This window comes from Neptunomonas concharum, assembly GCF_008630635.1.
GTDB classification, from domain to species: domain Bacteria; phylum Pseudomonadota; class Gammaproteobacteria; order Pseudomonadales; family Balneatricaceae; genus Neptunomonas; species Neptunomonas concharum.
This window is the reverse complement of record NZ_CP043869.1, coordinates 2,369,117-2,383,767: the sequence shown is the minus strand read 5'-3', so window position 1 is coordinate 2,383,767 and position 14,651 is coordinate 2,369,117. Positions and strand designations below refer to the sequence as shown.

At 42.0% G+C, this 14,651-nt stretch carries 10 protein-coding genes; 6 read left to right on the top strand and 4 right to left on the bottom strand.

Translation table 11 applies throughout. From position 1 onward, the window contains the following. Positions 1-155 precede the first annotated feature (155 nt). From F0U83_RS11180 to F0U83_RS11155, 6 genes are all read left to right on the top strand, one after another. Positions 156-1,559, top strand: coding sequence for a cache domain-containing protein (locus F0U83_RS11180; protein ID WP_246077682.1), 1,404 nt, complete (start codon positions 156-158; stop codon positions 1,557-1,559). A 20-nt stretch (positions 1,560-1,579) separates the two neighbouring features. Further along, a complete protein-coding gene (locus F0U83_RS11175; RefSeq protein ID WP_138987128.1) occupies positions 1,580-2,218 on the top strand; it encodes a response regulator in 639 nt (212 codons plus the stop codon). Positions 2,219-2,693: 475 nt separating this feature from the next. Further along, positions 2,694-4,370: a DUF1302 domain-containing protein gene (locus F0U83_RS11170; RefSeq protein WP_138987129.1), complete on the top strand. Its 1,677-nt coding sequence runs from the start codon at positions 2,694-2,696 to the stop codon at positions 4,368-4,370. A 26-nt stretch (positions 4,371-4,396) separates the two neighbouring features. Next, entirely contained in the window at positions 4,397-5,752 is a 1,356-nt protein-coding gene (locus tag F0U83_RS11165; protein WP_138987130.1) for a DUF1329 domain-containing protein, read from the top strand. 58 nt (positions 5,753-5,810) lie between these two features. Continuing rightward, the gene (locus F0U83_RS11160) at positions 5,811-6,830 is read left to right on the top strand and encodes a WD40/YVTN/BNR-like repeat-containing protein (RefSeq protein WP_138987131.1); all 1,020 of its coding nucleotides are present in this window, start codon (positions 5,811-5,813) and stop codon (positions 6,828-6,830) included. A 1-nt stretch (position 6,831) separates the two neighbouring features. Further along, a complete protein-coding gene (locus F0U83_RS11155; RefSeq protein WP_138987132.1) occupies positions 6,832-9,168 on the top strand; it encodes an efflux RND transporter permease subunit in 2,337 nt (778 codons plus the stop codon). Positions 9,169-9,248: 80 nt separating this feature from the next. Here F0U83_RS11155 and F0U83_RS11150 read toward each other — a convergent pair whose 3' ends face one another. The 4 genes from F0U83_RS11150 to F0U83_RS11135 all read right to left on the bottom strand — a co-directional run bounded on the left by F0U83_RS11150 (position 9,249) and on the right by F0U83_RS11135 (position 14,645). Next, positions 9,249-10,691, bottom strand: a complete 1,443-nt coding sequence (locus F0U83_RS11150) for an aldehyde dehydrogenase family protein (protein WP_138987133.1) — start codon at positions 10,689-10,691, stop codon at positions 9,249-9,251. A 169-nt stretch (positions 10,692-10,860) separates the two neighbouring features. Beyond that, positions 10,861-11,868, bottom strand: coding sequence for an AraC family transcriptional regulator (locus tag F0U83_RS11145; RefSeq protein ID WP_138987134.1), 1,008 nt, complete (start codon positions 11,866-11,868; stop codon positions 10,861-10,863). A 157-nt stretch (positions 11,869-12,025) separates the two neighbouring features. Then, a protein-coding gene (locus F0U83_RS11140; RefSeq protein WP_138989101.1) for an IS3 family transposase occupies positions 12,026-13,101 on the bottom strand; the annotation gives its coding sequence in 2 pieces (ribosomal slippage) (positions 12,026-12,852 and positions 12,852-13,101; 1,077 coding nt in all). A 170-nt stretch (positions 13,102-13,271) separates the two neighbouring features. Continuing rightward, the gene (locus tag F0U83_RS11135; protein WP_138987469.1) at positions 13,272-14,645 is read right to left on the bottom strand and encodes a parallel beta-helix domain-containing protein; all 1,374 of its coding nucleotides are present in this window, start codon (positions 14,643-14,645) and stop codon (positions 13,272-13,274) included. Between the last annotated feature and the right edge of the window lie 6 nt (positions 14,646-14,651).

The following is a 14,651-nucleotide window of genomic DNA, read 5'->3' as shown; positions in this document are numbered from 1 at the left end:
GCCTGTACTAAATACTCTCGGCCATTGTCTTTGTAACTTAAGTGTATTCATATACTACCTAAGCTTAACGGGTGATGAGTATGGAAGGATAGGCTAAAATGCTGTGGGAACTACGTAGCTCCCATCCCGATTACTACGCATAAGGCATCGTTAAAGTGGAAGTTGACCAAAAGCTACGGCACGATGTGCTGAAATCCAAGCAATCAGTCTACATGATGCCGCTCAAACTCAAAATACTCACACTAGCACTTTTACCGTTATTACTCGTAACAGGCATTATTACGTTGGTGAGTATTAAGCAGGCACAATCGCTTTCTGAATTAGAGATCGCTACGTTTGAGCAAAACTTGCTGGCATCTAAAAAAGCCGAACTGGAACACTATGTGAGTCTGGCACTTACCTCAATTGAGCCGGTTATGAATACCCCTTGGCTTAAAGATTTTGAAGCGCAAGAAAAAATAAAGCGGATTCTTACCGGGTTAACCTATGGTGAGGATGGCTACTTTTTTGTTTACGACGCGGATGGCATTAATTTGGTGCATCCCGCCCAGCCTGAACTGGTAGGGCAAAACTTGATCAGCCTGACAGATGACAAAGGCGATGCGGTTATCAAAAACTTATTGTTATTGGCTGAGCAAGGAGGCGGTTTCCACCGTTACGTGTGGAGGAAACCTTCCAAAGGAGGCAACGAAGACAAGCTTAGTTATGTGATCCAGCTACCCAAGTGGGGCTGGATGATGGGAACAGGCCTCTATGTCGATGACATTGCGAAAGAGGTGGCCAAAACACGGCAGCAAGTCACCCACAATATACGCAATACCTTTTTTACTGTTTTGGTGATCACCTCTGCAACGGCCATCATTATTGTCATGATTGGGATTGCGATTAATGTCCATGAAAGTCGTTTGGCCGATGCTCGCTTAAGAGAGCTGGCTCACAAATCGGTACAGTTTCAAGTAGGACAAAGGCGTCGCTTTGCCAGAGAGCTGCATGATGGCATCAATCAATTAATGGTATCCGTGAAGTTTCGGGTAGAACTGGGCCTGAATAAGATTCGTAAAGGGGATAAAACCGCTGAAGAGGATCTGTCTAAAGGCGTGGATGTTCTGAATCAGGCGATCCAAGAGGTGCGGCGTATATCCCACGATCTACGGCCAAGCCTGCTGGATGATCTGGGGCTCACCTCAGCCCTGAAAAGCTTACTCGATGAATATGAAGCCCGAACGGGCATTATCGTAGAAACGCAACTGGATTTTCCTGCACAGCGTCTGCCCGAAGATATAGAGATCACGCTGTACCGAGTCGTCCAAGAGGCACTTTGTAATGTCGATAAGCATTCGGGAGCGGATGAAGTACGTCTTAAAACCTGGGTACAAGGCGGCTATATCTGGACCACACTCAAAGATAATGGCTGTGGCTTCAAAGCTAACCAAACTTTGGGGGAGGGTATTGGTTTACGTAACATGCATGATCGCATTGAGTTGCTCAGTGGCGAGTTTTTACTCACTTCCGAACCGGGTAGTGGCACTCAGCTAACGGTTAAACTACCCTTAGCCTAGATGCGTACAGAGGAAGCAAAATGATACGAGTGTTATTAGTGGATGATCACCCATTGGTATTGGACGGCATTAATGCTTGTTTATCCAGTGAACCTGGGATTGAGGTCGTAGGGCAAGCGAGTAATGGGCTAGAAGCGCTTGAACTGGCTGAAAGTTTATCCCCCGCTGTTGTACTGATGGATGTATCCATGCCGGTGATGAACGGCCTTGAAGCAACAAAAGAGATGCAGTTACGCTTTCCTGCTTGTCGTGTACTGATTTTATCCATGCATGAAAACCGTGAATATATCCTGCAACTGATGCAGTCTGGCGCAGCGGGCTATGTCCTCAAGGACGTCGCATCAGAAGAATTGGTAAGAGCGATTGAAGTGGTCAACCAAGGAGGAACCTATTTCAGCTCACGGGCATCCGAGGCGCTTGTAAAGCAGTTTGCTCCGGATAATAAACATTCATACAATGAAGATCGTCCCTGCCTGACTAAGCGAGAAGAGAGCGTGCTGAAGCTCTTAGCAGAAGGCGGCAGTAACAAAGATATCGCGCGCAAGCTGGATATCTCCGTTAGAACAGTCGAAACCCACCGTCAAAACATCAAACAAAAGCTCAATATCCAAACGGCTGCTGGCCTTGCGAAATACGCAATCGAAAACAATATCGTTTGAAAAATACAAAGAAAAAATGACGAGAGGGCTTGCGCAAACCTTCACTACGATATTATTCACCCCTTTACAGTTTTTTTTAGACTAATATTGCGAGCGAGTTACTTGGCCTATGTTTGAATATAGGCCTGAGTATCTAGATGTATTAATACGCCTAATATCAGAATTAGACTTCAGATTTTCCTATCGTTTTTAAACACTACCAATTTGGCGTTAGATGTTAGATCAAGTGGCACTGTATGTCGGGTTGCTTTGGATGGCGAATGGTAGCTTATATGTAACTTTTGGTGTGCTGATTTACCTATCTAGGGTCAAGTCCAATAAAAACCGATACTTTGAATAAAGCTCTGGTTTTTGAAAACTGAGATTCTCTTTGCAATGCATAGTGCCCTACTTTGCAGGGTTGGTGGTTCCGATAAGGTGATCTTGCTCATCAAAAGCGATTGAACTCAAATAAATATAATAATGAGGTCGCAACATGCGAGATATTGCCATTGAGCAACGAAGAGCTGTATTGCTCTCTGTTGTTAGTTTGGGTGCATTACTCTTTTCAAACGTATCCCACGCAGTCCAGCTCCCTTTTAGCAGTGATAGTGAGCTAACTGGGAATTTGGATGTTACGTTGGGTTATGCAACATCGATCCGTGCTGAAAATAAACAAGCTGATCCTAATGCGCTAGGTTTGAACGAACTTACTGAGCTTCGGGTGCCAAATGCTGGGGATCAATTCAGTAATATATACAGCGCTGGATTGGATCTCGATATGGGTTGGCGTAACTACGGTTTAATTATGTCAGCTGCCTATCAATATGATTCTAAGATTATGGACTCGGGGGCTATAGATCCATTGTCTACGGTGTTGCTCGGCGGCAATGGATTAGGATCGGCTGGGCGTTGGTCTAATGCGGCAAAGGATTACGCTGGAAACACGTTCAATCTATTGGATGTATATGTATACGGTGAGTTTAATATAGGAGAGAAACCTCTTGAAATTAGACTAGGGAAGCAGGTTATAAATTGGGGCGAGGGACTTTTCTTTCTTGATGGTGTTTCAACTCAAACTCCTCTCAATATTAGCAAGTTAACTACACCTGGGACTGAATTTAAGCAAGCATTTGTAGGGACTAACACGCTTTATGGGCAGCTAGGTATAGGTGATACCGGAGCACTGTCCGCTTATTATCAAGCAGAATGGCTCCGTTCAGAAATGCCAATTGCTGGTACTCAATATGGTGCTGATCCACTATATCGTGGTAATTCTGAGACTATAGTGAGGTCGGGGGCATTTCTGGGATTACCCAATGATATTAGTTATGTTGATAGTGAACGTACTCCTGACGATACGGGCCAATGGGGTATTTCATATCGCGGATTGATAGGGGATGACTATGAGTTTGGGGTTTATTATAGCCGTTATCATGAAAAACTAGCTTTCTTTGAGTCTACAGTAGATCTTTCCGCGCTAAATGCTACTAATGGTGGCGCTTGTTCATTTACTTCTTTGCTTTGTGCGCGCCAGTTCTGGCCTGAAAACATTGATATGTTTGGCGCTAGTTTAGCCACCACCATAGGCGGTATAGCGATTGCAGGAGAAATTGCGTATAGGCCTGACCGTCCTTTGATGAATTTGAATAGCGGCATTGGTGCTTTTGGTGCTGCTCCTGGGTCTTTGGGGGTAAGCAAACACGATACGCTTAATCTAACGGTAAATACTCTCTGGGTTGGAGGGAAAGGCTTTTTAGGTATTGATTCCCAACAGGTGCTTACTCAATTTGGTATCGACTATCTCAGTGGAAATGCGCGTAATGTAACAGTCCACCAATCGGTTACGCGAGACGGGTCTAATAACCTTATTGGTTCGACTCAATCGGCAGATAATATTTCCTATGGCGTTGCCGGCCAATGGACCGGCACATGGTTTTCTGTCCTTCCAGCCGTAGACCTATCACTAACGGTGTTTTTGCAACACGACATTGAAGGCTACTCTCACTTCTATGGCAACTTTGCTGAAGGCCGAACGCAGTTGTCCACAACATTGAAAGCTAATTTCAGTAATGAATGGGAAGCATCACTGGGTTACAACCGCTTTGATCAAGAAGAGTCTGATTATGAAGATTTGGATAGCTACCAGTTTTCTATCAATTACAAGTTTTAATACGAGTGTTCCGAGAGGTTAGTATTATGTGTAAGCAAAAAGTTTTAGGCATTTTGGTAGCTCCTTTTCTTCTAGGATGTTCAGTTGTATTTGCAGCGGTAAGCCCTGAAGAATCAGAGAGGTTGGTTACTGATTTAACTCCAGTAGGGGCAGAGAGAAAGGGAAACGCTGATGGCTCCATCCCAGCATGGACAGGTGGTTTAACAAGCCCTCTTCCAGGATGGCCTAATGAAGAGTTTGATCGTCCTAACCCATACAGCCAAGACAAGGTCGTGTTCACGATTACATCTGCTAATTACAAAAATTACGCAGATCAGTTAACTCCGGGAACAAGAGCCTTATTTGAAATTTATCCTGATGATTTTCGAATGGATATTTATCCCACACGTCGTACGGCAGCTTTTCCAGATGCCTTTTATAGTGCAACTAAAAACAATGCTACGTCAGCTAAGTTAGTGGATGAGGGCAAAGGTGTTGAAGGCGCCGCAGGTGGTATACCGTTTCCAATTCCCAAGTCTGGAAGTGAAGCAATATGGAATTACTTGTTAAGTAATCCAAACTCTGCAGTCCGAAGTGTAACCGCTCAGGAAGCGATTATCTTTAACAATGGTCAGCGTCAGGACTGGACATACGAAATGATGATGTACAGTCCCTTCCAAGATTTGGCTACAACATCTAAGAACGAAGATGTTCTGTTCAAAACATCGGTTCAGTATACACAACCAGCGCGTGATGCGGGAGAGGGGGTTGTTGTTATCGATAGTGTCAATGCATCAAAAGCACCGCGTCAAGCATGGAGCTATGATCCAGGCGAAAGACGTGTAAGAAGGGCACCTAGTTTGAAATTTGATACGCCAGATAGAGCTTTAAATGTTATTGATGATGTTGACGTCTACAGTGGCTCTCCCGAGCGTTATGACTGGACATTAATTGGCAAGAAAGAGATGTATGTGCCGTATAACAATAACCGGCTTAACTCACCTAAAAATAAAATAGCGGATATTACAACAACTCCATATATCAACCCTGACTTAATACGCTATGAATTACACCGGGTTTGGGTTGTTGAAGGCACTGTTAAGGAAGGTCAGAGGCATTTATATCAGAAGCGAATAAAATATCTTGATGAAGATAGTTGGAGAATTCTAGCCTCTGAACGCTATGATGGCAGCGGTGAACTCTGGCGTATTGGGTACTCTTATCCTGTTGTAGCTCCGGAAATTCCACTTGTTTCTGCAGGTGCATATACCAATATTGACCTGAAGGAGGGGGGGTATCATGTAATTGGCCTTCCCGCTGAAGGAATAGGATATAACTTTGCGGCCACTCCACCTAATGCGTCCTACTTTACTGCGGCTGCGCTTCGTCGTAGAGGGCGCTAAACCGCTCTATAGGGGGCACTCTTTGTCCCCCATTTTATTCGCTCAAGAAGAATATTAAATGTACTATTCAACTTTCAAACACAGTATAAATCAATTAGCCCTGAAGATATTTATTTGCTCACTGCTGAGCTGTTCAGCGTATGCTGAGTATCAAGACCCGCTAGATATCGCGCCCATCCCGTCCTCTATCGCTAAATATGCCTTACTTTTGGATATCGTTACTATTCCTACACGAACAGTATGTGTTGGTGAAAGAGGTATCATCATTTATTCAGATAACCGGGGGCTATCATGGCTTCAAGCGGATGTGCCCTCTAGCACACACTTAAATGCGGTGTTCTTTCCGGATGGTAAAACAGGTTGGGCTGTTGGTGAAGATCAAGTCATTTTAAAAACCAATAATGGTGGTCAGAAGTGGATACATCAATACGATGCTAGGGCAGGTGAATCAAAGGGGTCACTGTTGGACGTTTGGTTTCAGGATATTCAGCAAGGCTATGCGGTAGGTGCCTTCAATACATTACTTCGTACTTCCGATGGCGGGCATACATGGGAAAATTGGCAAACACATATAGATAATGATGACGAATGGCATCTTTTTTCTATAGGAGCCGGCTCGAAAGGCAATATTTACATCGCATCTGAGTCCGGTTTGATTTTCAGGTCAACTGATCATGGCGAAAACTTTCAAGCACTTAGGACTTCTCATAAAGGCTCATTTCATGGACTGATTGTGCAGGGGAATGAAGCCGGTTCAGACAGCATATTAGCATTTGGTGTCGGTGGTGTGCTGATGTTGTCTGAGGATAACGGTGAAAATTGGACACAAATAGAGACAGGAACGCAGGCGGGCCTGAGTAGTGGAGTTTGGTTAAATGAAAGAAGGGCACTACTTTCTGCAGCGGATGGGGCTGTAGTAGTCGTTGATTTAGATACAAAACTGTCCAAATTGTCCTCTTCTGAAACAGGGCTTCCATTGAGTGGTATAGAGCTACTAGATAAAGAATTAATTGGGATTGTAGGCTTAGGAGGGATTCAGATTATATCGGTAAGCTCATTAGGTACGCAGAGGAAATAGTATGAATAATCTATATATTTATAAGTTTTCTGTACTCACAGAGCAGCTTTTTAAACACCGATTTTTGTTTCTGATCGCAACTACTATTTTAACAATATTTTTGGGGTATAGAGCGTCTTTTATTAATGCTGATACGCGGTTAGAAAGACTCCTGCCAGCAAGCCATGAGTTTATAGAAAATTCTAAAAAATTTAGAGATGATAAAGTTGGAGGTAGTTTTATTAGGATAGCGGTGGCAAATCAGGGTAGAAATATTCTTGAGTATGATTATCTACTTAAACTCCAAAAGTTGAATGATGAAGTTTCTTTGCTAAAGGGGGTTGATACTGCGGGTTTAAAGTCACTTTGGGCTCCTAATATGCTTTGGTTTGGTATTACTCCAGAAGGGTTTGATAGCGGTCCTGTTCTTGATAATAATATTTTAGTTGATAGCCCCGAGTCTATGGTTAAAATCAGAAACAATATCCTCAATGCGGGGATTGTTGGTAGCTACGTTGCAAACGATTTTAAATCCTCTATGATTAGTTTTGAGGTGCTTACGTACAGCCCAACCACAGGCGAACGACTAGATACACATGAATTTACTGATCATTTAGACCATATTCGAGAAAAATACCAAGCCCTAGGTTTGGATATTTATGTTATTGGAGAGCTACAAAAAATATCTGATCTTGTTGATGGATTTGAACAAGTCGCTATTTATTTCTTTATAGCAGCATTTATAACCATGGTGTTGCTGTATCAATACTCTCGTTGTCTAAAAGCAACATTGGTCCCTATTATGTGCTCTATCATTGCGGTCATCTGCCAGCTTGGAGTACTTAATCTGCTTGGGTTTGATCTTGGGGTTTACTCAATCCTTGTTCCTTTTCTTATTTTTGCAATAGCCGTAAGTCATGGTGTACAAGTTATTAATGCATTTTCTCATGAAGTTGCCAAAGGACGCTCGAATATAGATTCTGCGAAAGTATCATTTCACTTATTGCATAAGGCTGGATTGGTTGCGTTAGTGAGTGATGGTATTGGCTTTGCAATGCTATTTATAATTGATATAGGTGCAATTAAAGATCTTGCTATTGTTGCATGTATGGGAGTGGTAGTTGTTATTTTTGCAAACCTTGTATTGCTGCCTATTATTATGTCTTATGTTGGAGTAACTCAGCAGTGTGTAGAGCATGCTCAATACAAACTCGAGCAGAAAAACACGTTTCTGGCATGGTTAGGGCGCTTTGCAGAACCCAAAAGGGCACAAGTTGTACTCTTGATTACGTTAGCCGCGTCTCTAATTGGGTTTGAATATAGTTTACAAATTAAGATAGGAGATTTACAACAGGGCGCCCCAGAATTACGAAGTGATTCGCGCTACAACCAAGATAATCTTTATATAACCTCTAATTTTTCCACCAGCACAGACATTCTAAATGTATTTGTTGAAACACCAATTGGACAGTGTGAGACATTTAAGGTGATTGAGTTGATAGATCGGCTCGGTTGGGAGTTGCAAAATGTTGAGGGTGTCCAAAAAGTTTCTTCACCAGCAACTCGTGCCAAAATAAGCCGGTATTTGGGCAACGAGGGTAACCTTAAAATGATGGCATTACCTCGTGATGAACGTGTGCTTAGTCGTGCTGTGTCGAATATCGGATTAGCTGTAGTTTCGGATAGAGGTAATTGCTCAAAGCATATAATCACAGTTGAATTAAGTGATCACAAACAAACTACACTATCGGCAGTAGTCGGTGTGGTTAGGCGTTTTGCAAACACTCATAATGATAATGATATTTGGATTCGTCTAGGAGACGGTAGCGCGGCGTACGAGGCAGCGACAAACGAAGTTATCGATCATGCGCAATATGAGATGCTTATTTATGTATATATTGCTGTGGCTGCAATGTGCTTACTAATGTTCGGTTCATGGCGTGCAACAATGTGTATTGTCTTGCCCCTTGTTTTAACTTCTATTCTCTGCCAAGCATTGATGGTCGCGATGGGAATTGGGGTTAAAGTAGCGACGCTGCCAGTTATTGCATTGGGAGTAGGTATAGGCGTAGATTACGGAATATATATATTCAGTCGGCTACAATCCTATCTCAAGTTAGGGCACTCAATGAAAATGTCGTATTTAGAGACACTAAAAACAACAGGAAAAGCTGTTTCTTTTACAGGTATCACTCTTGCTATTGGTGTGGCCACTTGGATTTTCTCTCCCATCAAATTTCAAGCTGATATGGGTGTGTTGCTAACTTTTATGTTTATTTGGAATATGATAGGAGCATTAACAATTCTACCTGCACTTGCGGTTATTCTATACGGTCCACAAGAAAAAACTAATAAGTAAAATCTCTAAGGTGAGGGTTTCTATTGAAACACTCACCATTTTTATTACAGAGTAATGAAGTTTTTTACATCTAATTAGTATTATATTTTTAGTTTTAACATTGCTTTTAGTATAAAATCAAATCGCTTTCCGTAAGGGGGGTAGAGTAATTCAATGCTGGAAAACTTTGCTTGTTTAAAAATAGGTTTTAGCTTGGAAAATTCTTTAAAGCCTTCATGCGCATGATAGTGTCCCATTCCACTTTCGCCTATTCCACCAAAAGGCATATCATGCTGTGCAACTTGTAGTGCACAGTCATTAATGGCGATTGCGCCAGATAGTGTATTGTTTAAGAAATAATTTTGAAATGACTTTCTATGGCTAAAGACGTACAACCCTAAAGGGTTTGCGTGTGAATTAATATACTTGGATACAGTGGACATATCTTTATATGTTTTTATAGGCAGTAATGGACCAAATATTTCTTCTTGCATTATTGAAGAGTCATCACTCATACCTATGACAATATGAGGAGCTAATTTTTTTTTACCTACTATACATTCTGTTTTACTATCTCTCATGAGATTATATACTTTTGCTCCTTTATTTTTTGCATCATCTATATGGTTTTGAAGACGGTTTAATGCCTCTTCAGAAATGATACTTGTATAGTCTAACCCTTCAATTGAGCTGTAGCGATCTTGAGTGGCTTTCTTACACTGATGGATAAATTCATTCAATTTATCTTCATGAACAAAAACGTAATCAGGTGCAACACAGGTTTGCCCTGCATTCAGTGTTTTAAAGTACATGATGCGCTTAGCGGCAATAGAATGATCATAAGAGGAATCGACAATGCAGGGTGATTTTCCACCTAGTTCTAGTGTTATCGGTGTTAGATTTTTTGAGGCTGCTGCCATGACGTAACGTGCTGTACTAGCCGATCCGGTAAATACTAAGTGGTCAAATGGTATTTTAGTAAAATCACTGCCTGAAATATCAGGTATGATAGCAAGTGTTGCTGTATCAAAGTAATGATCAACTAAGTTTTTTAAAAGTTTTGAAAGATTAGATGATTCTTTTGCCATTTTAACCATACATCGATTTCCAGCTGCAAAAGCTGATGTAACAGGGCTAACAAAAAGAAACAGAGGGTAATTCCATGGGCTAATAACCCCAACAACTCCTTTGGGTTGAGCAATAAGTGTATTCTTTACTCCCAAAAACCAAATGGAGTGACTTCTTTTTTGTGGCTTAGTCCATTTTCGGAGATTTTTTTTTGCATAACGTATTCCGTCGACAGCAGTGAAAACTTCCGCAAGCAATGTTTCGTGAATAGATCGATTTCCGTAGTCCTTATTTAAAGCTATAGCAATCTCTTGTTTATTTTCGAGGAGTAAATTCTCAAGCGTGTTAAGGTTACTTAACCTCTCCTCTAATGGTGGATTCAAAGACAATAAATGTGATGCTTTTTGTAGCTTATGTATTTCTAAGGCTGCTTCTAAATCAAAATTTCTATGATTTGAAGATATATTGTTATTCATTATTTACCCTTTTTATTATAAATTTTTTGAGTACTAACTCATGCATGTTTATAATCTAGGGTCGTCTATAATTTCTCGCGTCATATGGAGTCATATTTCTGGTCAATTGATGCCAGAAGAGAAAACTAAAGAATAAAATTGATACACTATAAGTGAGGTAAGAATTGCATTAGTAGTGAAGTTTCTTACGATACTGCCCTGGTGTTGAGCCTGTCCAGCGCTTAAATGCACGGCTAAAGGAGCTTGCTTCTGAGTATCCTAAAAGTAAAGCAATGTCAGTTAGGCAACACTGTTTCTTTGTAATATAATGAAGCGCCATGGATTTCCTAAGCTCTTCAATATGCTCTCCAAATTGAATATCTAAAAGAGCCAGGCGTCTTTGTAATGTTCTAGTACTCATTGCCATTTCTTCTGCGACTCTAGGGAGGTTTGTTCCCCCATTGCCTAGCTGTCTTGATATAACAATATTTAATTGGGTTATAAAGTCTGAGGTTGTGCTCCGTTGCTTATGCAGCTCTTCTATATAAGATTTAAGTGCATCTAAAATGACGTAATTACTAGTCTTTAATTGGAAATCTAGCACATTATTTTTATAAATAAGGCAGTTCTTGGGTTGCTTAAAATAAACAGGTCGTTCAAAAAAATCTTGATGTTCTATGATGCTTTCAGGGCGGTCGTGAGTGAAATCTACACGGATAAGCTGCGGCTTTTCTTGAGCTAGCTCTAATATTAAAGCATGGATTGCAGCGATAGAAAATTCTGTATCTTGCCTCTTTTCTATGATCGAAGGATCATCTATTTGGTAGCTAATGCTGCATCTTTCATTAGATATGTTAAAGGAAATACTCGAGGATTGTTGATGGATGACAAAATATTTATCAAGCCATATAAATATATCGCGAACGGTCTTATGACTACGGATAACTTGCCCTAAAACACCGAAGTCAGTTGATAAAACCTGCCTTCCAAACTGGAGACCCAGATTATTTCTTTTTAGTTTCTTAGCAGCAACTTCCAAGAGAGCAACGTGCTTAGGTAAGGAGCACTCATAATTTGGATCTTGAAAAATATCAGGGCTAATCCCAACCTCATCTAAAAACGGGAGCAGGCACTCTCTATATTTTTTATCGAGTAGTTCGAGTCTAACCGTACTTAACTCAGAGCTAGTGTTTATCATTGTTCTCTAATTTATTATTTGAATAGTCGGAACGTATAGAAGCATAGTAGCTAATGTGGAGGGGTTAGGGAATAGCGATTCTCGTCAGAAGAGATGAAGAAAAATGTCATAATGAGGGGGTAATCCTCCCATTTTTAACTGCCGTTAAAAGTAGAAGTTAAGCCGCTTTCATCGGCGGCCTGCCGCCATTGGCTTTGTGTGGCCGTTCATGATTGTAAAACCATAGCCACTGCGTTGCATAATCCTGAACCTCTTCCAAGGTTTCGAACAGATGCTTACTTACCCAGCTATATCTCGCTGTGCGGTTAAAACGTTCGATATAAGCGTTCTGTTGCGGCTTCCCTGGTTGAATATACTCAATCCGGATTGAGTGCTTACGAGCCCACTCCGTAAATTCATGACTGATGAACTCAGGGCCGTTATCGCAGCGGATAACACTCGGTTTTCCTCGCCACTCTATCAGCTGGCTCAGAGTCCTGATAACTCTTATCGCAGGCAATGAAAAGCCTGCTTCAATCGCTAAACCCTCACGTCGGAAGTCATCCAGTACGTTGAAGAGACGGTATGTACGCCCATCCGAGAGCTGATCATGCATAAAGTCCATCGACCACACCTGATTCTGACGCAGAGGCTGCTTTAGGGGTTCAGGCTTATGCCGATTTAACCGCCTACGAGGCCTCACTCTGAGATTTAACGCCAGTTCACAGTAAATGCGGTAAACCCGCTTATGATTCCAGACAAATCCCTTCTCGTTGCGAAGATAGTCAAAGCACAGACCAAATCCCCAGTCGGACTCCTGTTCTATCAGCTTGATCAACCAGTCTGCGATCTCCGCATTTTCAGAGTCGAGCCTCGGGTGGTAACGATAACAGTTTTCACTGATACCAAAGGCATCGCATGCCAACCGGATGCTGATACCTCGCGTTACTACTGCCTGTTGCGCCATCTCCTTACGGCGAGACGGCTTTACCACTTTTTTTGCAAAGCCTCTTGGACAATCTCTGCCTTAAGGCGCTCCTCCGCATACATCTTCTTCAAACGGCGGTTTTCTTCCTCAAGCTCCTTCATGCGAGCCATCAAGGAAGCATCCATGCCTCCATACTTGGCGCGCCACTTATAGAATGTAGCTGAGCTCATACCGTGTTCACGGCACAGCTCAGGCACTGGTGTGCCTGCTTCGGCTTGCTTCAAAATCGCCATGATCTGGCTGTCGGTATAACGTGACTTTTTCATGCAGAATCTCCTGCGCTTAGGTTACGAGAATATTCTACTTTTGAGGACCGTTAGTTTTCGGGGGGATTACCAGGGCCCCTGCTTTCAGGGGGCTCTCAGTTCTTGCGAGTAACTATAGACAGGAGGCAGAAGTACAGCCTTACTTCTACCCTCAAAAGTTGAATAATGCTTTATTCTAATTCATTCAGAATATAATTTGAGATCGCTTTTATCGTTTCTTCCCCTAGGTACGCTTGCGGGGGCATCTCAGGAAAACCATCTCGTTTACGTATTGGTGATATAATGTACTTAGAAAGCTCAGAAGGTTTCTCTTTGTATAAGGCTTGGATTGAGCGTATAGATGGGCCGTGTAAGACTCCCTCATATGCATGGCATCCTGTGCAAACTGCTAGGTACGTAAGGCGCCCCTTTTGCTCAAGAGTGTATTCCGGGGCAGGTGCAGGTTTTGGCAGCATGGCTGTTGAAATATCTGCTTTACTCATGCTTTCATGGCATTTATCCCAACGGCGGGTGCCTATGCTATCAAGGTTTTCTTGTGGGAGGATGCAGCTCTTCTTTTCTTTTCCTGTCGCTATGACTTCATATCCTTTGTTACCAGTAGACTCAATCAGGTCCTTCATAACACCTTGAGGGTCTTCGCCGTTATTAGTCCATGAGTTTTTCATTACCTTAATTTCGTCGGGATAAGGTTCTGTTTGAGGGTCCGTTGCAAGGCCAAACGTCAGCATATCAGCAATAAATGCGCCTGCTCCTGCGTTATCTTTGATTATGTTATTTTCAATAGTTACATCATCTACGCCTACTACAAGTAGCCCCAAGCCTGAGGGAACATTTGCTGCAATTGAACTGGGTGGCGCAAAGTTTGGCAGGTTATTGTTGGTTATTTCATTGTCTTTTACTATCAGGCCTCGTGCAGTTTTAACCGGTAGTCCTGGAACTAGAGTGAGTGCAATGCCTGCTGAATTATTAAAAACCCTGTTATTACGCATGAGTGCGTTACGGGTATTCTCGAACTCTAGTCCCATTACATTCTCAAAGGCAGTATTGCCTATTACATCAATATTGTCGCTCATCCCAACATAAATTCCTGCATCTTCAGCTCCGCTTACTGTATTACCGGCGACTAATCCATTTTTTCCAAATTGAGGGAAGATCCCATAAAAAGCACCTTCCACGACGTTATTCAGAATTTTGAAATTATTAGCGCCTTGAGTCATTATCGCATTGCCTTTATATCTTCTGACCTTAAACCCATCGATGATACTGTAGTGACCAGAGGATATGATGCCGTCATTTAGAATACCTTTACCGTCGAGTGTGGCGTACTGGTTATCTATAATTTCACCTTTCAGGGTGATGTTAGGCTTATCGATATATACTGTTTCATGGTATAAGCCTGGTTCAACAAGTATGGTATCCCCTGGTTGGGCTTGTTTAACGGCATCTTGGATTCGTTGATCTGCATAAACTCTTAATTCGGCAGAGTGTGTAGTAGATGCCACCATGGCTACTATTGCTGTTACTAAATATGTTATTTTTTTCATTATGCT

What these genes read in the sequence shown, in the direction of transcription:
- F0U83_RS11155 (WP_138987132.1), top strand. Translation starts at nt 6,832, where the DNA reads ATGAATAATCTATATATTTATAAGTTTTCTGTACTCACAGAGCAGCTT.
- F0U83_RS11135 (WP_138987469.1), bottom strand. Translation starts at nt 14,645, where the DNA reads ATGAAAAAAATAACATATTTAGTAACAGCAATAGTAGCCATGGTGGCA.
- F0U83_RS11165 (WP_138987130.1), top strand. Translation starts at nt 4,397, where the DNA reads ATGTGTAAGCAAAAAGTTTTAGGCATTTTGGTAGCTCCTTTTCTTCTA.
- F0U83_RS11170 (WP_138987129.1), top strand. Translation starts at nt 2,694, where the DNA reads ATGCGAGATATTGCCATTGAGCAACGAAGAGCTGTATTGCTCTCTGTT.
- F0U83_RS11175 (WP_138987128.1), top strand. Translation starts at nt 1,580, where the DNA reads ATGATACGAGTGTTATTAGTGGATGATCACCCATTGGTATTGGACGGC.
- F0U83_RS11145 (WP_138987134.1), bottom strand. Translation starts at nt 11,868, where the DNA reads ATGATAAACACTAGCTCTGAGTTAAGTACGGTTAGACTCGAACTACTC.
- F0U83_RS11160 (WP_138987131.1), top strand. Translation starts at nt 5,811, where the DNA reads ATGTACTATTCAACTTTCAAACACAGTATAAATCAATTAGCCCTGAAG.
- F0U83_RS11150 (WP_138987133.1), bottom strand. Translation starts at nt 10,691, where the DNA reads ATGAATAACAATATATCTTCAAATCATAGAAATTTTGATTTAGAAGCA.